The sequence below is a fragment of the Desulfocucumis palustris genome (assembly GCF_002933875.1).
Classification (GTDB): domain Bacteria; phylum Bacillota; class Desulfotomaculia; order Desulfotomaculales; family Desulfocucumaceae; genus Desulfocucumis; species Desulfocucumis palustris.
Window position 1 is genome coordinate 15,682 of the sequence record NZ_BFAV01000073.1, and the last position, 20,712, is coordinate 36,393.

A 20,712-nucleotide genomic window follows, 5' to 3' on the forward strand; every position below is an offset into this window, starting at 1 on the left:
ACATTATCCCCGGGGGTGATTTAATTAATTCCCGAAATGTAGAATCTGATTTTGGCTTAAGTCTGGAGGAAGAAAAAGGGCACAGTTTGTTTAAAATATTCACCAACCGATTTCAGGTATAGTCATAAAACTTAAACACAGTTAGCGGGGTAAATCCTCGCCTTTTTATACGATTTGTGGTTCACATATACATTTCTCATTTTTTGAATAAATCGGAATGTGTCCCTGCGCGTGTTGCTGTTAGAATAAGTAAATCTTTATTTGTTGCATAAATCAACAGCCAGTCCGGTAGAATATGGCATTCACGAAAACCAATATAGTTTCCTGTTAGTGCATGGTCGAGATGTTTCTTATCAAGTGGCTTTTCTTCCAAAAGCGTTTGCAAGACTTCTTCCAGCAAATCCATCTTGTATCCACGCTTTTTCGCAATTTTAAAATCCTTACGAAATTGTGCAGTTGTTTTTAACGTCAACATTCACTGTCAAGATCTTCGAGCAGTTCACGAGCAGAAGAATAGCTTTTCGCCGGGACTTTTCCGTTGGCAATATCCCTTGCTTCCTGCATGGCTGTTTCTGTTACGGTATTAAAACGGGGCTGCTTCATTTCAAAAGGTAGTCCACCTATCATTAAGGACTGATGCAAAAAGATATTTACTGCATCGGTAATAGTAATACCAAAGCTGGCAAAAAGCTGTTCCGCTCCTGCCTTTATTTCCGGATCAATACGAATGTTGATGTTTGCTGTTTTTGCCATTAGCTCGCCTCCTCCGCATTTATTATTATATCCTATTGTATACACATTGTCGATACAACGTGAAACTTTTTAATATTGCTCAAAAATTATTATTGCACACTTCAAAGATGTGCTGCAGCATCTGACGATAAAGAAGGGGGCGTTCCTCCAATTTATTACTGTGCAGTAAATTGGAGTCAGTTTTGTGGGTCGGGTGCAAATAATTACTAATAATTTGAATAATAATACACAATTTATTAATTTGTTAATAAAATTTTTATGCTTTCTTAATGATAAAGTGTTTTATTAATAGATAAAGATGTCTAATAAATTTATTGTGCGGAATAATTGGAACTTTAGCGGGGGTGTTAAAAACTGAGTGAAGAGAGAAAACGAGCTGAGGAAGCACTACAGAGGGTTGAAGAGAGTCCGGAATAAAAAGGTGACTAAAAGGCTCTCCCAAATTACCGTGGTTAACGAAATAATGAAGCAGCAACTGGAGGAATACAAAAAAACAGAGGAAGCCCTGGAACGGTCCAACCGTCAGAATAAACTTATTCTGGAGGCTGTTGTAGACGGTATATATGGTGTAGATTTAAATGGTAATACCACTTTTGTCAATCCGGCTGCGGTAAGGATTACGGGCTTTGGACCTGAAGATATGATAGGACGAAACCAGCACCAAATCCTCCATCATACCAAGGAGCCCGGGCTGCCGTACCACCACAATGATTGTCCGATACATGCCACCATGAGGGACGGTATCCCACGCCAGCTAAATAATGAAATATTTTGGAGGAAGGATGGCAGCAGCTTTCCTGTGGAGTATACATGCACACCGGTAAGTGAGAATGGGAAGGTTGCGGGCGCGGTCGTGGTTTTCAGGGATATTACTAGCCGCAGGATGGCCGAAGCTGCCTTGAGGGAAAGCGAGGAGCGTTATCGTTCTCTGGTTGAGCAGTCATCGGACGGAATTTATATATTCGATCCGGTGACCAGAAAGGTTCAGGAGGCTAATGCCCAGTTCTTGACAATGATGGGTTATAGCGAGATTGAATTCGGTGGGCTTCTTCTGGATGATTTTATATTGGCTGATAGCGATAGTATATACAAAAATATTACTAAGGTGCTAACAGAACGCCAGGTCAATATTGGTACAAGAAAGTACATGCGCAGGGATGGGCTGCCGGTGGATGTTGAAATTGTTGCTTCGCTCATAAGTTATGGAAGTGACCATGTGGTGATGGTCAATGTCAGGGATATAACCGAGCGACGAAGGGCAGAAGAAGTAATTAATAAAAGTTTTGCAAATTTGAAAAGTACTCTAAAGGAAACGGTTAATGCTCTTTCGGCCACGGCGGAAAAAAGAGATCCCTACACCGCCGGGCATCAGCAGCGGGTTGCCAGCCTGGCCTGTGCCATAGCCATGGAAATGAATCTGGGGGAGGATATGGTAGAGGGTATTCATGTGGCTGCGACTCTTCATGATATTGGTAAGATTTATGTTCCGGCGGAAATATTAAGCAAGCCGGGACGGCTTACGGATATAGAGATGGAATTGATTAAAACGCACCCTCAAATGGGCAATGACATAATAAAGAGAATACCTTTTACTTATCCGGTGGCTGAAATAGTGTTGCAGCACCAGGAGAGGTTTGACGGTTCCGGTTACCCGTCGGGCCTTGCAGGTGAGGAAATACTTCTGGAGGCTAGAATTTTATCCGTGGCGGATGTGGTTGAGGCAATTGCTTCGCATCGGCCATACCGTCCCGCTCTGGGTATTGACAAGGCGTTGGAGGAAATACATAGAAACAGGGCGCGGCTTTATGATCCCCTGGCTGTTGATGCCTGTCTCAGCCTGTTTAAGGACAAGGGTTTTTCATTTAATTAGATAAACCGCTTGAACCATAACGTGGGGACAACCATAACGTGGGTTCCTAACGTGGGGACGGTTCCAATGTTATAAATAGTTAAAAATTTTGGGCTAAACTTTATGTTTCGCAGGTCTTTTTTTTCTTAAGAATACGCTGTTTGAGTTTATTAAGTCTGTTTTCTCTTCCAGGTGAAATACCGGGTCAACCAAATGTGTTTGGTGCGGCCTGGTTTTTTGTTTCTAAGGGGGCGGCAAGGCCATGCACATGATTACAGACAATACCGAGACAGAAGGCTGGTTGCCAAACTTCAGCGCCTCGGTTGGGGTCGGATGGTGATAGACAGGCACATTAACATTTACACAGGCGAGAAATGGGGTTTTAACAACGGGGCATAACGGGACTGGGTCAGCGGTAAGCCATTCGAAACTGGTGATTTCCTTCGCCGCCTGGAGATGGCGTTCAGAATTGGCACCCCGTATCTTGCGATTGTTCCGGATATCGTTGCCGACGGGGAGGAGTTCCTGGAGTTTTCAATCCGGTGGCTTGACTGGCTGCCCCGGGCGTGGCCCTGGTATCTGGCGGTGCAGGACGGCATGAGGTTGGAGCAGGTAGCGCAGGCGCTGGACGGGTTTGTCGGTATATTCCTGGGCGGCAGCAACCGGTTTAAAGCCACCGCCCTTTACTGGCGGCGGTTGGCCCACAGGCAGGGAAAGAGGTTTCATTATGCCAGGGCTGGGACACCGAAAAAAATTCAACTTGCCAAGGAGGTGGGTGCGGATTCCTGTGAAAGCGCTTTTCCCCTTTGGGAAATGAAAAGATTTGATGAGTTTGCGAAGTGGTTCCGTCAGCCGCCAGGGCCAAAGCTGTTCGGCCCCGAGTCGTGGGTGCTTCATCCGGATGGCATTGCGGGTTAAGTATAGCTGTGGGTGTGGTATTGCCATGCGTGTCAGATGCTGTGCTTGTAATGGGTATTCTGTTAATACTGTGCAGCACTTAAACTAACAGGAAGCAATTAGTTTAAGGATAATTTCGTCTTGACATAAATCTTTCACCTGTAATATATTTATTACAGGTGAAAGATATTAATATTTAATCCCTGCCTGACAAGTCTAATACTGTTGGAGTGCTGGTTTGCTAAAAATCTCGCGGAAAGCACCACGACACAACGTTTAAAAGGGGGTATAGGAAATAAATGATAACAATAATTTAAAACCAGCGTCACCTTCAGGTGATGATTTAATCAAAATGTTGGAGGCACTGGCAAATCCCCACCGGATACAAATCATTGCTTTGTTAAAAGGCAGGCGTATCCATGTCAGTCAGCTTGCCCGTGAGGCCAAGATTAGCAGACCGCTGTTATACATGCATCTAAAACGATTAGAGACCGCTGGATTAGTAACTAGTAAATTGGAATTGGCAGAGGACGGAAAAGCTATGAATTATTATGAAGTGACACCGTTTGCACTCCACTTAAATCCGGAGAGCATCGCAGAAGCGGTAAAAACGCTTACTATTAAAAAAACTGGTAGCACCACTCCAGACGACACTATCAACGAAAAGGGGGATAATAAATGAACGAAGAAGTTATTTCACAAATTAGCGGAATGGTCTTTGCGCTCGTACTGCTCGTACCGCTGGCTGTGGTATTGGTATGGCAAGGTCTCAGAACTTGGCAAATAAGAATGACGAGTAGGGCAGAAATCGCCAGGGATGAGGCATATCGCAAGCTCGCGGAAGAAGCTATCTCGGCTCAAACGAAAATCTCGGAAGATCTATCCGATTTACGCTTTCGCGTAGCTTCTATAGAAAAAATGCTTCGGGAGGTTGAATGAAGTTATAACCGCAGAAAGATCCTCAATAATCTAGCGTTAATAAATAGTCCAGCTCAAAAATTATAAAGGTGAAGGAGAAACAAAATGGATCTTTTTATTGGAGGATTAACTATATTAGCTGTGCTTCTAATGATAACCGGTCTTACTCTGCTTATCGGTAAATTTAGGAAAAATAAATTAAAAATAAAGCAAAAGAATTGGTGGCTCATCACCCATATGATTTTTGTCATTATTTATTTAGGCGGGGTTTTTGGAATGCTTTTACTTGCCGTTTTGACGAAATTTACGACCGATAATAATCTGGTGTATGCTTCACATGTATTCATAAAGCGTTTTGATCATTTCTTAGTCATTCCTGGTGCTTTCGGTTCGCTCATTACCGGAATTTGGCTCGCTATAAGAACGCATTGGGGAGGGCTAACGAAACATTATTGGGTTTTTGCAAAATGGATCGGTAATATAGTGGCGATTATTTTGGGCAGCACCTATGTGCGGATTTGGATAAGCGATTCACTCTCTGCCAGCAAGATTGCCAGTGGTATGCATCCTTTGCAAAATCCGGCTTATCTTGAGAATCGTCAGTTGTTATTCTTTGGCATTGCAATATGTCTCGCTATACTATTCTTCTTAGTAGTAATTTCTTATATTAAACCATGGGGGAAAAGAGAAAATGCAGCAACAACTCCTTAGTTGATAAAAGCAACTATTTAGTACGTGTAACAAAGATTTAATACAACAAGTAGCTGGAAGTTACTGAGGCAGATCAACACGATAACCCGATTAGCCCCCAAATAATCCCCCTGTCAAGGGGGGATTGGGACAGGGGGCGGTTCCCTTGCCCTGTCTTTATTTTAAAAAAGTCAGGTATCTTGCGTTAAAACCTTTAACGTAACCACCTATACCTGCGACGGCGGAAACCTGCTTACGACAAACAGATCCCATGGAAAATAATAAATTCCGCCCCGGGGCGGAATTTATCTTTTAGCTTATGAGTAAACCTGTAAGCCGGGTTCTGTCTGGGGTGATCATCTATCTGAGGGCGGCTGTTGCCCGCCGCCTCTTGCGACCTTACCCGGGAGCGGAGCGGGCCACTCCGTTGCCCCCCCTATTCGGTCTTGCTCCGGGCGGGGTTTACCTAGCCGGACGGTCACCCGGCCGCTGGTGCGCTCTTACCGCACCGTTCCACCCTTGCCTGTTTGAGAAGTGAGAGGTGAGAGGCCGGAAGTGAAAAATAACTGTCTTGTTTTCCCGTTGCTCGCCGCTTGCCTCTTACTTCTCACCTCTCAAGCAGGCGGTCTGCATTTCTGTGGCACTTTCCTTGGGGTCGCCCCCACTGGGCGTTACCCAGCACCCTGCCCTGCGGAGCCCGGACTTTCCTTAGGCGCGGCCTTTCGGCTCCTGCGCCCGCGACCACCCGGTTTACTCATATCAGAATTATATCATTAAGACTGTCAATGGTGAATAGGCCTGACCGGAAGTTCGGTGCCATAGTCCCTGGCCACGGAGGCGTGCCATTGATCCCAGTTTTCTTCATTGACTTCATCCACATTAATTTCTCTTAGCTGCGGGTGCTGCTGCAGCAAATAAGGGGCGCACTCCCGCAGCACCAGGTGCAATTCATGTTTTAAAATCTCTTTTTTTCCTGTCATGTATCTGGCTACACTTTGAGCTTCTTCAAGGTTTTTTGTAAGCACCTTGTCGTTTATAATAGTCAGAATAATATCAATGCCGAATTTCTTCATTGAACAATACCTCCGGGAAAATTCTTTTGCCGGTACGTGGAATGGTATCCCCGGCTAATTATATAACACGGTATGCTTGTGATAAAAATGGAGCCCTGTATTTCCTGCCCGCAGCACGGTTATTTTCGATGCCGGCAACCTGAATTTTAGATGAGCTCTTTACCCGCCATTTATCAAAAAAACATGATAATGGGACCTTTTTATGGTATTATTGTTATAAAAAACAGGGATGTGTAAGTACATGGCGGTAGGCACCGGTATCAGTCGAAATGGGGCCAAGCAGAAACAAAAGGGGGACAAGTGGAGCTGCGGCTGCACCACGATTTTTGGCCCTGCCCAGTTGAAAGCGGAATGCTTGATTTGTGGCGGAACTTTTGTCAGAATTGGACAGAAGCAGGCAAATCACGCCCCCAGGGTTTCAATTAGCAGTGGTGAGAAAATTTTAGAACTGGTTACCGACAGCGGGGGGGAGGAATCTCCCGGGACAAAGTGCGACCGCTGTACGGGCCAGGGATGGATTAAAGCCTACACCCAGGAGTGGGACAGGATTAAATGCCACCACGCCCCCTGTCCCGTGTGCCAGGCCAGAGAGTGGCTGGACTGGTCGGCGGACAAAAGGCTTATGACAATTACGCCCAAGTAAAACTTTAATCCGGGCATTAAAACGCCCGGATTTGTTGTTCCAGGGCGGTGTTTTCAGTCTTGCCGCTATTTCCCCGACCAGACCAGCCTGTTGTCCCTGACAATATATTGGGCCCGCCCGGCTTCCAGGAGATAGCCAAGATAGGCTGTGACGGTGGTCCTGTAAAGAAAGTAAAGGGTTGGCAGGCTGATATTAAAGTTGAGCATGCCGCACAGTCCGGCCACCACATCCTCCACGGCGCAGGGGTTCCGGGAGATAATTTGTTCGACCCTTTCCACCTGTTGCTGAACCGTCTGCCAATTCCGGCCGATAACCTCCCCGGGATCGGTCAACTCCCCGCCGTGGGCCGGTACGGTGACTGACGCCTTTAGGGATAGTATCCGTTCCAGTGAGGCAAAGTAGCCGGCTATGTCCACATTGTACGGAATACCGTGCTTTTGCAGGTATTCCGGGGCTAGAAAGGCATCGCCGCAGAACATCACCCCCCGGGCAAAAACACCGATCTGATCGTGGCTGTGGCCGGGCAGCCGGTGTATATCCAGTTGTATGCCGGCTATATTGATTGAAGTTTCGCCGCCGGCTATAGGGGTGACTTCGCTTGGCCGGGCGCAGAGGAATTTATTTTTCATGTCCTTCCACGGCACGGTTCCCCCCAGGAGATAAAGCGGTTCCAGGGAGGGGTTGGCGATAAAGGGGGCTTCTCCCTCCGGGGCGTAAACAGGGATGCCCAGCCTGTCCTGCAAAAACTGGTTTCCACCGATGTGGTCGGCATGGGAGTGCGTATTGATAACGGCCACGGGTTTAAGTTTATGCTCTTCAAGCATTTTGAGTGTTTTTTTGGCCGCCTGCTGGTCGATGCCGGTGTCCACCAGTACGGCCTGTCCGCTGTCATTGGCGACGACCCCCACATTGGTGGCCGCTGAAAGATAAAATACATTTTCCGTCAGTGCAACAAGCTCCATTGCTAAAAGTTCCTTTCGTTTTTATTAAATTATATTATACATAATTCAAGGTAAAGTTTTCACAAATATATACCCGTGATATAATTAGTTATCCGCCTTTTTAGGAGAAGGGTGCTTGGTTTGGATTGCAGACGGGAATTTGAACGGCATAATTATGAATCGAACGGGGTGAAGTAATGTCCAGACCGCAGCTTTTGGTGCAAAATTTGCGGGATAAGGAATTTGGAGAGCAGGATTTGATCAATGTCATAGCAATTTACCAGGGCAAGGCTCCGGGCACCGTGGGCATTCAGAGGGTTTTTGCCGGGGAGGAGAGCTTCAGGTTTCCCAGCGAGGTAACGGAAGGGCTTGTTAAAACCAGGGTGGTATACAGCTATACCCTGCCCCAGTGGCGTGAATTGCTGGAGGCCTGCGTGCTCCCTGAGACGGCTCAATCCCTGAAAGAGATAATGGTGCCCTTATTGCTGTATTTTCGGGAAATTCGCCCCGGCTATTTTGCCGGAATCGAATTTGACCGATCCTTTGGCAGGGAATGTTACGGCGAGATATTGGAAATGGACTGATCGCATTTTTATTCGGGATTTATTTTTAATATGAAGAATAATATAATTTTAAGGATAAAGGAAAAGGCAGGTAGCGGCCTGTGCAAAAGAACGTTAACAGTAAAACGGTTAAATTAATAAATTTGCCCCAGTCAGCGCTGGAAGGAATATTTATAGGCGGGTTCGCGGCATTTCTCGCCCTTTACCTGTGGGTGCCCTATTCGTATTTGTTAACAGGGTACTATACCGCCCTGAGGCTGGGAAAAATTAACTCCTGGATATTTAAACCCTTTATTTTTATAGGCAGTTTGTCGGTGGGTCTTTTCGCCGGGGAGGCTTTTCACGAGGTATTGCTTTTTGCCGTTGATATGGTGGTGGTTTCCCTGGCGGTTCTGGCCGCTTACCATTTGTCTTACTGGGCTAATTTCTTCGCAACCCAGCAGGTATCCTCCAAATCCTTCTGGCTAACCTGTTTTTGGGCCGTGATATCATCCGTGGTTATTTACCTGGTGGATCCGTCCCCGGTGGTGGTTGCGGCGGTGCCGCTGTTGTGGGCAAGTCTTATACCCCTGTGGTGTTTCGACCTGCGTTTGCTGCATGCCCCGCTTTTTACGGTTGTCTATTTATTTTTCTTCTGGCTGTGCACAGCCATATTAATGCCGGGACTGCACCAGCCGCTTTTTGAAATCTACCGGCCCGGTTACTGGCTGGCGGCGATTCTGCTTTCCCTTGTTCCGGAATTATTCCCTTTATTGCATCCCGAGAGAAGGCATGTGCCGGAATCAAGGCCTGTTACCAGTTCTCCGCTTTCAGACTGGGAAAAATTTGTGGGTCTTAAAGAGGTTCTGATGCTGGCCCTTGGTTTTTACAGCATGTATATGGATAAATTCCCGCTGGTTCGCAGAATTGCTCCCCTGGGTAGATATTTAATAATAGCAGGGATGCTGCTGGAGTTGTATCCCCTTCTGGGAGGGCATTCCCCCCTGTCTCCGTGGTATAGCCTGCTTCCTGCCGCCGTGGGCATTATGCTTGAGCTGGCCCTGGAGAATTACGGGGTCTTTGCCCTCTGGACGCTGCAATATTCACTGGCCATGGGTTTGGTCAGGATATTCATGACTCCTTCCGGAAGTACCGGCACCATCATGCTGGCGGCTTTTCTTCTATTCCTGGCCCTGGTGGTGTGGTTCAACCGGCCGGCGGGAGGCGTGTCCGGAGGCAGTCACTGGAAGAAGCGGGGCTGCGGTTCCGGTGAGGAGAGGGTAGGTCTTTAGATTAATTTGACCGCGCAAAGAAGAAATCCCCCGCTTTAATGAACTGAACCCCGGGAAACAGTAAATTAAAATACCCCCTATGGTAGAATATGGACACTATCATAGGGGGTATTTTTTATTGTTCGAAAAAGCACGGATTGGGCCTGATGTTTATTTGTTCACAAAAGGAGACAGGGGCTTTTTATTTTGTTTATAATTAGCGCCTGTATCCTTTTTTATCCCGCTAACAGCCTGTAAGACCCCGCCCTCGGAGGTCGGGGAGAAGCGGGCTAAAGCCCGGACCCGGTTCGCTCTTTATATTTTCTTTGAATTTTATAAAATATTAATTGTATGTTAACGAACAATGATGTAAAATTAATATAAAGCCGGATTTCAGGAATAGAAGGAGATTGTATGATATAGTGCACATGATACCATTGACGGCAGGTTTGTGATATCCGTTTCAAAATATTTTATTGAAAAGCCATTTAAACTGTCTGAATGCGGGCAGCGGGTGGCTTTGTTGCTTTTAGGGAGGCGGTAAAGTTTATAAAAAATATGTCGGGATAATGTGTAAGCAAAGGGGAGGCTGGTTTTATGGAATTTTTAAAAAATAACATTCCCATAATCAATACAATTGCTACATATAAAAAAGAATATTTCAGATTCGATTTTATAGCGGCCCTTACGGTGGCGGTGGTGGCGCTGCCGCAATCCATGGCCTATGCCATGATTGCCGGGGTGGATCCGGCTTACGGTCTTTACTCGGCCATTGTGCTGGCCATTCTGGGTTCCGTATTCGGAAGTTCCAACCATTTGGCCACCGGCCCCACCAATGCCGTTTCGCTGCTTATTTCCAGCTATATGGCGGTTTATCTGGGACAGGGAAATTTTTTGGCCACTCTTTTCCTGCTGACCTTTATGGTGGGAGCCATACAATTTGCCATGGGCGCGTTAAAATTGGGCAAACTTGTCAACTATGTCTCACACTCCGTAATTGTGGGGTTTACCGCCGGGGCGGGGGTTATAATAGCCCTGGGCCAGTTGAATGCCCTGCTGGGGATATCTCTTAGCCAGGGTAAGCATTCCACCCTGGAGAAGGTCATGCTGACCTTTGAAAATATGGATAAAATGAATAATTACGCTCTACTGCTGGGCATTTTTACCATACTGGTGATAATAGTATCTAAAAAAATAAGCAAAAACATCCCCGGAGCGCTGCTGGGAATTATATTTTCGGTGGTGCTGGTAATGCTTATGGGCCTGGATAAATACGGTATTAAAATGGCCGGCGAGATTCCCTCGGCGATACCTCCCTTCAGCATGATCAGCTTGAACCTTGAAAGTATCAACTCCCTGCTGGGAGGGGCTATTGTAATAGCGGTTATCGGCCTGGTGGAGGCGGTGTCCATATCAAAGGCCATTTCAGCCCAGACCATGCAGAAAATTGATCCCAACCAGGAATTCATAGGACAGGGCATAGCCAATATGGGTGGCGCTTTCTTCGGTTCCATAGCCGGTTCCGGTTCCTTTACCCGCTCCGCCATTGCCTTTCAGAACGGTGGGCGGACACGTTTAACCGGGGTTATTACCGGTATTGTTATACTGGTTTTGCTTTTGTTCTTCGCCCCCTTTGCCAAATATATCCCCAATGCCAGCCTGGCCGGGGTTATCATGGTGGTAGCCTACACCATGGTTGATAAAAACGCGGTCAGCAAAGTTTTCAAATCCAACAGAAACGACGCCATTGTCATGACCATTACCTTTTTGACCACAATTCTCGCGCCTGAACTGGAATATGCAATCTATTCAGGGATTGCCATATCCATTCTGCTTTACCTGAAGGAAACCGGAGCGGCCAGTGTGGTAAGGCTGGCCCCGGTAAACGGCAGCCCCGGGCAGTTGGTGGAGTACCATACCGCCTGTGGTAACGGTCAACCGGTCAATTCTACCATTTCCGTGGTGCAACTGGACGGCAATCTTTATTTCGGTTCTTCTGCGGATCTGGAACAAAAATTAAATGACGTTTACTCGGATGCCCGGGTATTGGTGGTCAAATTCACCGGGGTAACCATGATGGACATAACATCCCTTGAGGTTATTGAAGGTTTTATAAGCAGGGTATTGAAGGAGGGCAAAAAAGTGCTTTTGTGTGACGTCCGTCCTTCAATAAAAAGAATGATGGAGAAAAGCCACATACTATCCATGGTGGGTGAGGGGAATGTATTTGTCACCGAGGAAGAAGTGCTGGCTTCATCGGCAAAGGCGCTGGAAAAGGCCGATGCCTGGCTGAGGGGAGAAATCGACATAGATTTCGGTCTGGGGAAAAAGGTATCGCAGCCCTCATCCCAGCCGGTTGGTTAGTCTTTGAATAAAATAATTAAAGCAAAAAAAAACAGCCTTGAACGGCTGTTTTTTCTGCTTTAATGAATGTAGACCGGCCTATTGCCGCAGGGGAGCGACAAGATTTCCTTTAGCACCGGAATACATATTAAAAAAGCGATAATTTTAGCAATTGACATGAAAACTGTTTTGCCGCACAGGGATTCAGGTTAGGATATAGGAAACGGTATAGGATATAGGAAACGGTAAAGGAGGGAGACATCATGTCCACATGGGTGAAAACCGAAGCTCTGCCTGTGCATCATTTATTACTGTGCCTTACCTGGGACTCGGCAAAAAAAATTATGATGGGGGCAATTATAGTTTTAGCCCGCTTAATGATGGCTTCCTTGCCCGGTCCCGCCTATGGGATAATCAGAACCTGGATCAAGGTATGCAATATTGTGGAAGGTAAGATAATAAGGCTATACAGATAAAAGATTCCTCCGGGAATCTTTTATCCGATCATCTGGAGGATACGGCAGGCCCCGTGGCGAAAGGTGATATAATAAGGTTAGGGGACACACCTTCTCAGGTTATATTAATTCCATAATTTTAAACAATTTCGCGAAGGATTGTCCCCAATTGGGGTGAAAAAGATTGACGGATGAATCTTTAATAGGCGGCGGCGCTTCTGTAAAAGAGATTGCCGCCAGGTTTCTGGAAGCAGTACATGATGAGGATGCGGCTTCTTTCTGGGATCTTTTGGACAGCCGGGGAAAGGGCTACTTTCTTGGCCTGTGGTCTTATGTATTACCCAATATCAGCCTTAACACCATTATCAGTCTGTCCCGGGAACCCGGATTTATCAGCGACACCATGGGATCGGTGGTCAGGGAGCTGAAAAAGTGCCTGTGGGAGCTTTTTCAGAAACCGGTTGCGGGGGAAATAATATACGATGACCCGCTTCACGCCAGGGTTGTGTTGGAGCGGGAAGACGGCGGAGGAATTGAAGCCGAAGATACTTCGCAGGAATTTATACCCCTGGTAATGGAACTTGCCCAGCCGGAAGAGGTAAACCCGGCCGGGCCGGTTAAAGCCACCATCGCCAATCTCACTTGCTGGAAAATAGACACCTTGAAATGCCTGCATTTTTACAGGGAGATATCCCAGGCCTGAAAAATCCGGGCCGGAAGAATTTTGAAAAATTTATTTGGAAAGGTTGGGAAGCATGCCGGAGGAAAAGGAGTATCAATTGGAACTGCCTGAGGAAGCCGTCCGCAAACTGGAGGAATATGCAAAAAAGACAGGCCAGTCGGAGGACCAGGTGGTGGAATATATACTCTATGAGTTTCTGGAAAAACAGTACAGGATTATTGAAAAAAAGGCCGCCGAATTGAACAAGCCGGTGGGAGAACTAATGACCGCCCAGTTTTTAAAAATTCTGGATTTACTGGACGGCAACGTAATTAACTGAAATACAGGCAAGCTTTAAGGACGACCTGACGGGCCGTCCTTTTTTGTTGGCTTAATCCGGAAAGTTAAAACCTTATCCTGTCAACTTTCTTTTATGAAAGAAATAACTGAGGAAGGGCCTCCCAAAAACGGGGATGTATAGGTAAAATTTATATTGTTAATAATATTACAGGTATTTATTTTTAAATGAATCATATTAATGAAGGGGTGAAAAGGAATGCAATGGCTTAACAAGACGGCCCTTGTCCTGGTAATCATCGGTGCCATTAACTGGCTGCTGGTTGGCTTATTCCAGTGGGATCTGGTTACCACCTTGCTGGGAGGGGACACCGTCAGAAACTCTTCCCTGCTCAGCAGAATAATCTACACACTGGTGGGAATCAGCGGCCTGTATCTCATTCCATGGTTATTCAGGGAAAGACTTAAAGTGGATCAGAACCAATAACATAAGCAGGCAATACATAAAAAATGCCCCGGGCGGTTTTAGCAGCGGGGCATTTTAGCCGGCTTTCACAGCATAAATATTATAGTGGGATTGCTCAAGCCTGAAAAAATGTTTCACTCCGCTCAGAGTATTTCTTCACTATTTTTAGACTTTTTGCGATAGAAAAATAAATTACAATTTTAATATTTATTGAAATTGTGTGATTATAGTGTTAAATTATAATATAAAGTGAATGAATAATCAGTCAACTGAAGGAGGGATATTATGACCGGCACCGGTGTAGATAATTTTGAATATTATCCCCAAGGGGTACCCAGAAGCCTTGATTATCCCGACATATCCGTCTATCAGCTGCTGGAGCGGTCCGAGGGCAAATATCCGGATAATACGGCCACAATTTTTATGGGCGGCAAGATGACCTTCCGGCAGCTAAAGAACAAAGTGGACCGCTTTGCCGCAGCCCTGCACCATATTGGTATAAAAAAGGGCGACCGGGTGGTGATAATGCTGCCCAACTGTCCCCAGGCGGTGATAAGCTATTACGCCGTTTTGAGGCTTGGCGCCGTGGCGGTTATGACCAATCCCCTATACATGGAAAGGGAGCTTTCCCACCAGTTGAGGGATGCGGATTCCGAAACCATCATTTTTCTTGATTTGCTTTATCCTAAAATTAACAAGGTTAAGGACGACACACCGCTTAAAAATTTCATTGTTACGGGTATAAAAGATTTTCTGCCCTTCCCGCTTAACCTTATATATCCGTTTAAAGCCAAAAAGGACGGGCAGTGGGTGGATATACCAGCCGGCCAGGGAATTACCGGTTTTAAATCCCTGATTGACAAATATCCTCCCAATCCTCCGGCAGTTGACATCAATCCAAAGGAAGACCTGGCTTTGCTGCAGTATACCGGAGGCACCACCGGCCTTTCCAAGGGGGCGATGCTTACCCATGGGAATCTGGTGGCCAATGTGATGCAGGTAAGCGCATGGTGGCCGGAAGTCCGCCAGGGCAAGGAAATTTTGTTGGCGGCGCTTCCCTTTTTCCATGTGTACGGCATGACCGTGGCGATGAATTTTTGTGTATATAACGCGGCCGCCATGATTCTGGTCCCCCGTTTCGAGATAAACAACGTGCTGAAGTTAATCCAGAAATACAGGGCGACGCTGTTCCCGGGGGCTCCCACCATGTACGTGGCGGTAAACTCCCATCCGGAAATTAAAAAATATGATCTCTCTTCCATCAGGCTTTGCCTGAGCGGCGCGGCTCCCTTGCCGGTGGAGGTCAGGGACAAATTCGAGGAGATTACCGGAGGCAGGCTGCTGGAGGGTTATGGCCTAACCGAGACCTCACCGGTTACCCACAGCAACCCCGTAAATGACCAGCGCTATGTTGGCTCCATAGGATTTCCCCTGCCGGACACCAGGTGCAAGCTGGTGGATATTGAAACCGGCCAGGACGAGGTCGGCCCCGGTCAGCCTGGAGAGTTGTGTATTTACGGTCCCCAGGTTATGAAGGGTTACTGGAATATGCCCGAGGAGACGGCCAAATGCCTTCAAAACGGCTGGCTTCACACCGGGGATATTGCCCAGGTTGATGATAAGGGCCTGTATTACATAGTTGACCGCAAGAAGGATTTGGTTATAGCCGGAGGCTACAATATCTATCCCCGGGAAGTGGAGGAAGTTCTTTACGAACATCCAAAGGTCAAAGAAGCGGTGGTGGCCGGGGTTCCCGACAAATACAGGGGAGAAACCCTGAAGGCCTATATCATATTAAAGGATAATGAGACGGCCAGCGACCAGGAGATAATAAAATTCTGCCAGGAGAGGCTTGCCAAATACAAAGTTCCCAAAAAGATTGAGTTCCGGCAGGAGCTTCCCAAAACCATGGTGGGGAAAATACTGCGCAGAGTTCTTGTGGAGGAAGAAAGGAAAGCCACGTCCGAATAGGCGTGGCTTTCCCCCGGGTAACCGGGAGGGGGGCAAAAATTAATCATTTGACTAATTTATATTTGTTTCTTAATACGTTCTTCAATACCTTGCCCGAGGCGTTTCTGGGCAGAGCGTCGATAAATTCAATGACCCTGGGAACCTTATAAGCAGCCAGCCTGGTCTGGCAGAAAGCTTTCAAATCCGCTTCGGCCATTTGCCGCCCCAGTTTCGGGCAAACCAACGCCAGCACCGTCTCGCCCCACACCGGGTTGGGGACACCGATAACGGCTGCTTCCAGTATGTCCGGGTATTCGTAAAGAACCTGCTCCACCTCGGTGGAATAAACATTTTCGCCCCCGCTGATAATCATGTCCTTTTTACGGTCCACCAGGGTGATGTAGCCTTCCTCATCCACGGTGGCCAGGTCACCGGTGTAAAGCCAGCCGTTCTTTAAGGCTTCCCCTGTTGCCTCCGGATTTTTGTAGTAGCACTTCATGATGGTTTCGCCCCGGATTATGAATTCGCCCACCTGGTCCGGTTTAACATCATTATTGCCGGCATCCACCACCCGGGCTTCCAGGTTGTTGATAGCCTTGCCCCCGGCGCCGGGTTTTCTTAGCTGGTCTTCCGGTTCCAGCAGTATTCCGCCCGGTCCCCCCTCGGTTAGACCACAGAGGTTGTAAAAATTTTTATTGCCGAAAAATTCCATGCAACGCTTAACCAGTTCCGGCGCCATGGGCGCCGCCCCGTAGCCAAGGCGCCGGACTGAAGAAAGATCGTATTTATCCGGGTCCGGAACTTGCAACATGAAATTGTACATGGTGGGAACCCCGAAGAACAATGTTATTCTTTCATCGGAAATTGTTTTCAGCACCCTTTCGGGGGCAAATATTTTTACCGCGACATGGGATGCCCCCACGTACATACCTGAAACCAGGAAGAGGTTAAGCTGGGCTGAGTGAAAAAGGGGAGCCACGTGAAGGAGCCGGTCTTTGGGGTTTATCCCCAGATGAACCACCATGTTCAGGGCCACATGGAGTATGCGGTGGTGATCAAACAGCGCTCCCTTGGGCCTGCCCGTGGTTCCCGAGGTATATAATATTTCGCAGTCGTCCCATTCATCTACAATAATATCCGGGTCCTCTTCCGAAGACCTTTTTACACACTCTTCCCAGCAGCGCATGTTTTCCGGCGCTGCCGGGCCGGAGGCTTTAATGAACAGCGGGGACATACTCTTTGATATTTCCAGGGCCAGGGGTTCGTATTCCGGGTCAAATATAAACACCTTGCTGTCGGATTGCTCCAGTATGTACAAAACCTCGGGCAGGGCCAGCCTGTAATTAACGGGCACCGCCACCGCCCCTGCCTTTAATATCCCGAAGAAGGCCATTACGTACAGATGACTGTTTTGCATCATTAACGAGACCTTGTCCCCTTTTTTTATTCCCATTTGTATAAGGGCATGAGCCATCCGGTTGGCCTGGGCGTTTAGCTCGCCATAGGAATATCTTTTGTCTTCGTATACCAGGGCCTCTTTAAACGGCGTTTTCCTGGCGTGAAGGGATAGTAAACCGCCTATATCCATTCAGTGGACGCCTCGCTTCCTTTATAATAATACTGTTTAAGAAATAGCCCCCGTGTTTTTGGGCGCGGTTAACAGAGTGGGGAAGGCCGGTTTATAATGATTATGTATAAACAATTGTGAAATTTCAGAAAATAGATTTGCTTCCGGGGTGATGCCCGCCGGTTTCCCGGCAGGCATTCAGTCAATAAACCCGTTCAAATACCCAAATCCCTGGCTATTATGCTTTTCATTACCTCGCTGGCGCCGGCGTAAATGGTCTGCACCCTGATATCCCGGTAATCCCGGCAGATGGGGTACTCTTCTATATAGCCGTAACCTCCGTAAAGCTGAAGGCAGTCATAGGCCACCCGGTTGGCCGTTTCGGTAATCCGGAATTTGGCCATGGAAACCCGTTTTACCACGTTTTTGCCTTCCATGTGCTCTTCCACCAGGCGCTCCAGGAAGACCCCGCCCATTTCTATCTCCGTGGCCATTTCAACCAGTTTAAAGGCGTTATGCTGGAATTTGGAAACCGGTTTGCCGAAAATACTCCGGGTGGATGTATAAGCAAGGGCTTCCTTCAACATTTTTTCGGCCAGACCCTGTGCCGCCACGGCGGCCACCAGCCTTTCCTGCTGAAGCTTTTGCATGAGGCAGGAAAATCCCTGGTTCTCCAGTCCCAGGAGGTTGGTGGCGGGGACCCGGCAGTCCTCAAAAAACAATTCCACCGTGTCCTGGCTTTTTAGTCCCATTTTGTGCAGCCTGCGGCCCTTATTAAAGCCGGGGGTGCCGTTTTCCACCACCAGCAGGCTGATGCCCCGGTGGGGGGGAGCGGCTTTCGGGTCGGTCTTGCAGGCAACTATCACAATATCGCACTGTTCGCCCCCGGATATGAAAGTTTTAGCTCCATTTAAAACGTAGCAGCCGCCATCCCTGACCGCCGTGGTCTTTATGGCCGCCAGGTCCGACCCGGCATCAGGCTCGGTCATGGCCACCGCGGCCAATAGCTCCCCGGAGACGCACCCCGGCAGCCACCTGTTTTTCTGTTCGGGGTTCCCGAAGGAGGCAATATAGGGAACCACTATATCGCTGTGCAGGGGGAACATGACATGGGTGCCGGCCCGGGCCAGCTCCTGGGCGATAATTACGGAATAACCGAAATCGGCCCCGGAGCCTCCGTATTTTTCCTCCGCCCAGGGGCATAAAAACCCCTGCCCGCCGCTTTTAAGCCATAATTCCCTGGGCACCAGCCCTTCTTCCTCCCACAGCTGGTAGTGCGGCTTTATTTCCGTATCAATAAATTTTTTAAAAGCTTCCCGGAATATTTTGTAATCCCCCGTATTTAGGTCCAGGGCCACTTCGGCACCTCCTTGTTTTGGGTTTTATCACGGCAATGTCCTGAAAAAGAAAATTTGGTTTTACATCCCTCCGGTCACCCGGATTACTTCCCCGGTGATGTAATCAGCCAGGGGAGAGGCCACCATCAGCAGGCCGGCGGCGGCTTCCTCCGGGGTGGCGGGCCTGCCCAGGGGGCACAGCAGGGTAAACATCTGCCTTATTTTTTCAGGGACGCCTATGGGCACCTGGCTGCCCTCCCTATCTATAATTTCTCCCTTCTCCTTGGCCTGGGTAAGCCTGGTTTCTATGAACCCGAAGGCCACGCAGTTCACCAGTATGTTAAATGGGCCCCACTCCCTGGCCAGGGTTTTGGTAAGTCCCACCACCGCCGCCTTGGCGCTGGAATAGTTGGCCTGGCCGAAATTACCGTCCAGGCCGGCCACCGAGGAGATGTTGATTATTTTTCTTATCCTGGCCCGCCCTGTTTCCTGTTTTTCCCTGGCAGCCACATCCCGCATGTAAGGCGCCGCGGCCCGGATGATTTTAAAGGGCGCGCTGATGTGGATGTCCAGCATGGCCTGCCACTGGCTGTCGGTCATCTTATGAACGGTTCCGTCCCAGGTGTAGCCGGCGTTGTTAACCAAAATGTCCAGGCTGGGCCCGAAGGCCTCCACGGTTTCTTTTACCAGCCTTTGGGCATAACCCTCGGCGGTTACGTCGCCCACCACGGCAATGGCCTGGCCTCCCAGGGCTTTTATTTCGGCCACTGTTTCCAGGGCCGGGGCCTCGTCAATGTCGGTGATGGCCAGTTTTGCCCCCTCCCGGGCGAAAAGAAGGGCCGCGGCTTTGCCGATGCCCCTTCCGGAGCCGGTAATAATGCAGACTTTATCCTTTAACATCTTTTCCATCAAACATTCCTCCCTACAAACAGGCTTCGAAAGAGCCCTCCACTTTAACCTGGCTGTTTTGATCCTCGGCTTTTACTTCACAGATGATGATATTCTCCCGGTCCTCAATCCTTTTGGCCGTTACCCGCCCGGTGACGGTTATGACGTCTCCGGGCTTTGTGATGTTGACAAACCTTGCTTTTAATTTCTTTAAATTCCTCTGGGGTATCCAATCTGTTATGGCCTGGCCCACAAATCCCATAATCAGCATTCCGTGGGCGATGACTCCTCCGAAGCCGGCCATTTTGCCCACGGCGTTCTGAAAGTGAATGGGGTTGAAATCTCCGGACGCCCCGGCGTATTTAACCAGCTGCACCTCGCTGACCGGGTCTTTTACCAGGGCCGGCATTTGGTCACCTATGTTTATTTCACTGAAAAGCGGCGTTTTCATAATTCCTCCCTCCGGGTGAACTATTGCAGCTCAATTATTGTTTTGCGTGATTTAAGCACGGGGCCCCTGCCCGCAGCGGTGTAAGCCGAGTCGATGCTGAATATATGCATGGACTTTTTTTCAGTATAGCCGGCCAGGGAAGTGGATACCGTTATTTCATCCCCGGCGCAGATATCTCCCAGATATTCGAATTCCTGCTCACCGTGCAGCACTTTTACCGGGTTCAGACCCAGCCAGCGGCATATTTCCATAAAGTCCGGCCCGCCCCACAGGTCAATGCACAGGCCGAAGGTGGGGGGGGCTATTACATCCCGGTGGCCCAGTTCTTTGGCCTCTTCCGTGCCGGTGTATATTTTTTTGCCGTCACCGATGGCCAGCGCCATTTCCCTTATCTTGCCTTTTTCCACCCGGAATGTGAATTCAGGCAGGGATGAGCCCACCAATTTGCTTTTTTCCATAAGGCCCTCCTTTCCAGGCAGGTTTAAACCGATATTACAGGAGTGAGCCGCCTGTTAAAAAATCCTTAAAAAGAGAACATACGGCCTTGCCGCCGCAGTGGTTTTCGGCGCTGCACCGCCAGGAAAGCGGGGTGCAGGCCACCTGGCAGGTTCTGGTTCCCTCCATCCGGTATAGCAGGGTTATCGTTATTTCCCGCCCGTTAATAGGGCATTTTTTTAAATGTTTAACTTCCGTCTGCAAAAAACCATCCCCGTATAGTTC

General features: G+C 48.3%; 24 protein-coding genes and 1 other RNA gene. 14 read left to right on the top strand and 11 right to left on the bottom strand.

The window, feature by feature from the left end:
* Positions 1–196 precede the first annotated feature (196 nt).
* Together DCCM_RS05745 and DCCM_RS05750 are read right to left on the bottom strand one after the other, a co-directional pair.
* Positions 197–475, bottom strand: a complete 279-nt coding sequence (locus tag DCCM_RS05745) for a type II toxin-antitoxin system YafQ family toxin (RefSeq protein WP_104371485.1) — start codon at positions 473–475, stop codon at positions 197–199.
* Positions 469–753: a type II toxin-antitoxin system RelB/DinJ family antitoxin gene (locus DCCM_RS05750; RefSeq protein ID WP_104371486.1), complete on the bottom strand. Its 285-nt coding sequence runs from the start codon at positions 751–753 to the stop codon at positions 469–471. The genes DCCM_RS05745 and DCCM_RS05750 overlap by 7 nt, the downstream gene beginning before the upstream one ends.
* Positions 754–1,111: 358 nt before the next feature.
* Between DCCM_RS05750 and DCCM_RS05755 the strand changes: the two genes are divergently transcribed.
* From DCCM_RS05755 to DCCM_RS05775, 5 genes are all read left to right on the top strand, one after another.
* Positions 1,112–2,623 carry a PAS domain S-box protein gene (locus tag DCCM_RS05755; protein WP_128739103.1) on the top strand — a complete coding sequence of 504 codons (1,512 nt, stop codon included), beginning with the start codon at positions 1,112–1,114 and terminating at the stop codon, positions 2,621–2,623.
* Between the two features lie 435 nt (positions 2,624–3,058).
* On the top strand, positions 3,059–3,520 hold the full coding sequence (locus DCCM_RS05760) for a hypothetical protein (RefSeq protein ID WP_104371488.1): 462 nt from the start codon (positions 3,059–3,061) through the stop codon (positions 3,518–3,520).
* A 331-nt stretch (positions 3,521–3,851) separates the two neighbouring features.
* Entirely contained in the window at positions 3,852–4,181 is a 330-nt protein-coding gene (locus DCCM_RS05765) for an ArsR/SmtB family transcription factor (RefSeq protein WP_104371489.1), read from the top strand.
* Complete coding sequence (locus DCCM_RS05770) at positions 4,178–4,438, top strand: hypothetical protein (protein WP_104371490.1); 261 nt, start codon at positions 4,178–4,180, stop codon at positions 4,436–4,438. The genes DCCM_RS05765 and DCCM_RS05770 overlap by 4 nt, the downstream gene beginning before the upstream one ends.
* 84 nt (positions 4,439–4,522) lie before the next feature.
* Positions 4,523–5,128, top strand: a complete 606-nt coding sequence (locus tag DCCM_RS05775; protein ID WP_104371491.1) for a DUF2269 family protein — start codon at positions 4,523–4,525, stop codon at positions 5,126–5,128.
* A 295-nt stretch (positions 5,129–5,423) separates the two neighbouring features.
* Here DCCM_RS05775 and rnpB read toward each other — a convergent pair.
* An RNA gene (gene rnpB / locus DCCM_RS05780) (RNase P RNA component class A) lies at positions 5,424–5,864 on the bottom strand.
* Between the two features lie 25 nt (positions 5,865–5,889).
* Entirely contained in the window at positions 5,890–6,180 is a 291-nt protein-coding gene (locus DCCM_RS05785; RefSeq protein WP_104371492.1) for a DUF7736 domain-containing protein, read from the bottom strand.
* Positions 6,181–6,421: 241 nt separating this feature from the next.
* On the opposite strand from DCCM_RS05785, the gene DCCM_RS05790 reads away from it, so the two are divergent.
* Entirely contained in the window at positions 6,422–6,823 is a 402-nt protein-coding gene (locus DCCM_RS05790) for a hypothetical protein (RefSeq protein WP_104371493.1), read from the top strand.
* A gap of 65 nt (positions 6,824–6,888) precedes the next feature.
* Here the strand turns inward: DCCM_RS05790 and DCCM_RS05795 are convergent, their stop codons facing one another.
* The gene (locus DCCM_RS05795; RefSeq protein ID WP_104371494.1) at positions 6,889–7,785 is read right to left on the bottom strand and encodes an MBL fold metallo-hydrolase; all 897 of its coding nucleotides are present in this window, start codon (positions 7,783–7,785) and stop codon (positions 6,889–6,891) included.
* Positions 7,786–7,961: 176 nt separating this feature from the next.
* Here DCCM_RS05795 and DCCM_RS05800 point away from each other — a divergent pair, with 176 nt between their 5' ends.
* The 8 genes from DCCM_RS05800 (at position 7,962) to DCCM_RS05835 (ending at position 15,770) form a co-directional block, all read left to right on the top strand.
* On the top strand, positions 7,962–8,348 hold the full coding sequence (locus DCCM_RS05800; RefSeq protein ID WP_104371495.1) for a hypothetical protein: 387 nt from the start codon (positions 7,962–7,964) through the stop codon (positions 8,346–8,348).
* Positions 8,349–8,428: 80 nt separating this feature from the next.
* Positions 8,429–9,598, top strand: coding sequence for a hypothetical protein (locus DCCM_RS05805; RefSeq protein WP_104371496.1), 1,170 nt, complete (start codon positions 8,429–8,431; stop codon positions 9,596–9,598).
* Positions 9,599–10,174: 576 nt separating this feature from the next.
* Positions 10,175–11,941, top strand: coding sequence for a SulP family inorganic anion transporter (locus tag DCCM_RS05810; RefSeq protein ID WP_104371497.1), 1,767 nt, complete (start codon positions 10,175–10,177; stop codon positions 11,939–11,941).
* A 242-nt stretch (positions 11,942–12,183) separates the two neighbouring features.
* Positions 12,184–12,396, top strand: coding sequence for a hypothetical protein (locus DCCM_RS05815; RefSeq protein WP_104371498.1), 213 nt, complete (start codon positions 12,184–12,186; stop codon positions 12,394–12,396).
* 163 nt (positions 12,397–12,559) lie between these two features.
* Entirely contained in the window at positions 12,560–13,078 is a 519-nt protein-coding gene (locus tag DCCM_RS05820) for a hypothetical protein (protein WP_104371499.1), read from the top strand.
* 52 nt (positions 13,079–13,130) lie between these two features.
* Positions 13,131–13,376 (top strand): hypothetical protein, encoded by a 246-nt coding sequence (locus DCCM_RS05825; RefSeq protein ID WP_104371500.1) that lies wholly within the window; start codon positions 13,131–13,133, stop codon positions 13,374–13,376.
* Between the two features lie 216 nt (positions 13,377–13,592).
* Positions 13,593–13,820 (top strand): DUF378 domain-containing protein, encoded by a 228-nt coding sequence (locus DCCM_RS05830; protein WP_104371501.1) that lies wholly within the window; start codon positions 13,593–13,595, stop codon positions 13,818–13,820.
* Between the two features lie 264 nt (positions 13,821–14,084).
* Positions 14,085–15,770 carry a long-chain-fatty-acid--CoA ligase gene (locus DCCM_RS05835; RefSeq protein WP_104371502.1) on the top strand — a complete coding sequence of 562 codons (1,686 nt, stop codon included), beginning with the start codon at positions 14,085–14,087 and terminating at the stop codon, positions 15,768–15,770.
* Between the two features lie 43 nt (positions 15,771–15,813).
* Here DCCM_RS05835 and DCCM_RS05840 read toward each other — a convergent pair whose 3' ends face one another.
* The 6 genes from DCCM_RS05840 to DCCM_RS05865 all read right to left on the bottom strand — a co-directional run bounded on the left by DCCM_RS05840 (position 15,814) and on the right by DCCM_RS05865 (position 20,691).
* On the bottom strand, positions 15,814–17,337 hold the full coding sequence (locus DCCM_RS05840) for a class I adenylate-forming enzyme family protein (RefSeq protein WP_104371503.1): 1,524 nt from the start codon (positions 17,335–17,337) through the stop codon (positions 15,814–15,816).
* A 194-nt stretch (positions 17,338–17,531) separates the two neighbouring features.
* The gene (locus DCCM_RS05845; protein WP_104371504.1) at positions 17,532–18,674 is read right to left on the bottom strand and encodes an acyl-CoA dehydrogenase family protein; all 1,143 of its coding nucleotides are present in this window, start codon (positions 18,672–18,674) and stop codon (positions 17,532–17,534) included.
* A 60-nt stretch (positions 18,675–18,734) separates the two neighbouring features.
* Positions 18,735–19,562 (bottom strand): SDR family NAD(P)-dependent oxidoreductase, encoded by an 828-nt coding sequence (locus DCCM_RS05850; protein ID WP_104371505.1) that lies wholly within the window; start codon positions 19,560–19,562, stop codon positions 18,735–18,737.
* 13 nt (positions 19,563–19,575) lie between these two features.
* A complete protein-coding gene (locus DCCM_RS05855) occupies positions 19,576–19,992 on the bottom strand; it encodes a MaoC/PaaZ C-terminal domain-containing protein (protein WP_174705140.1) in 417 nt (138 codons plus the stop codon).
* Positions 19,993–20,012: 20 nt separating this feature from the next.
* Positions 20,013–20,450 carry an FAS1-like dehydratase domain-containing protein gene (locus DCCM_RS05860; RefSeq protein ID WP_104371506.1) on the bottom strand — a complete coding sequence of 146 codons (438 nt, stop codon included), beginning with the start codon at positions 20,448–20,450 and terminating at the stop codon, positions 20,013–20,015.
* A gap of 34 nt (positions 20,451–20,484) precedes the next feature.
* Positions 20,485–20,691: a hypothetical protein gene (locus DCCM_RS05865; protein ID WP_104371507.1), complete on the bottom strand. Its 207-nt coding sequence runs from the start codon at positions 20,689–20,691 to the stop codon at positions 20,485–20,487.
* Positions 20,692–20,712: the final 21 nt, after the last annotated feature.

Bases quoted from the DNA above. Each gene is read 5' to 3' on its own strand.
- DCCM_RS05745 (WP_104371485.1), bottom strand. From the start codon at position 475: ATGTTGACGTTAAAAACAACTGCACAATTTCGTAAGGATTTTAAAATT.
- DCCM_RS05750 (WP_104371486.1), bottom strand. From the start codon at position 753: ATGGCAAAAACAGCAAACATCAACATTCGTATTGATCCGGAAATAAAG.
- DCCM_RS05760 (WP_104371488.1), top strand. From the start codon at position 3,059: ATGGCGTTCAGAATTGGCACCCCGTATCTTGCGATTGTTCCGGATATC.
- DCCM_RS05765 (WP_104371489.1), top strand. From the start codon at position 3,852: ATGTTGGAGGCACTGGCAAATCCCCACCGGATACAAATCATTGCTTTG.
- DCCM_RS05770 (WP_104371490.1), top strand. From the start codon at position 4,178: ATGAACGAAGAAGTTATTTCACAAATTAGCGGAATGGTCTTTGCGCTC.
- DCCM_RS05775 (WP_104371491.1), top strand. From the start codon at position 4,523: ATGGATCTTTTTATTGGAGGATTAACTATATTAGCTGTGCTTCTAATG.
- DCCM_RS05785 (WP_104371492.1), bottom strand. From the start codon at position 6,180: ATGAAGAAATTCGGCATTGATATTATTCTGACTATTATAAACGACAAG.
- DCCM_RS05790 (WP_104371493.1), top strand. From the start codon at position 6,422: ATGGCGGTAGGCACCGGTATCAGTCGAAATGGGGCCAAGCAGAAACAA.
- DCCM_RS05795 (WP_104371494.1), bottom strand. From the start codon at position 7,785: ATGGAGCTTGTTGCACTGACGGAAAATGTATTTTATCTTTCAGCGGCC.
- DCCM_RS05800 (WP_104371495.1), top strand. From the start codon at position 7,962: ATGTCCAGACCGCAGCTTTTGGTGCAAAATTTGCGGGATAAGGAATTT.
- DCCM_RS05810 (WP_104371497.1), top strand. From the start codon at position 10,175: ATGGAATTTTTAAAAAATAACATTCCCATAATCAATACAATTGCTACA.
- DCCM_RS05815 (WP_104371498.1), top strand. From the start codon at position 12,184: ATGTCCACATGGGTGAAAACCGAAGCTCTGCCTGTGCATCATTTATTA.
- DCCM_RS05825 (WP_104371500.1), top strand. From the start codon at position 13,131: ATGCCGGAGGAAAAGGAGTATCAATTGGAACTGCCTGAGGAAGCCGTC.
- DCCM_RS05830 (WP_104371501.1), top strand. From the start codon at position 13,593: ATGCAATGGCTTAACAAGACGGCCCTTGTCCTGGTAATCATCGGTGCC.
- DCCM_RS05835 (WP_104371502.1), top strand. From the start codon at position 14,085: ATGACCGGCACCGGTGTAGATAATTTTGAATATTATCCCCAAGGGGTA.
- DCCM_RS05840 (WP_104371503.1), bottom strand. From the start codon at position 17,337: ATGGATATAGGCGGTTTACTATCCCTTCACGCCAGGAAAACGCCGTTT.
- DCCM_RS05850 (WP_104371505.1), bottom strand. From the start codon at position 19,562: ATGGAAAAGATGTTAAAGGATAAAGTCTGCATTATTACCGGCTCCGGA.
- DCCM_RS05855 (WP_174705140.1), bottom strand. From the start codon at position 19,992: ATGAAAACGCCGCTTTTCAGTGAAATAAACATAGGTGACCAAATGCCG.
- DCCM_RS05860 (WP_104371506.1), bottom strand. From the start codon at position 20,450: ATGGAAAAAAGCAAATTGGTGGGCTCATCCCTGCCTGAATTCACATTC.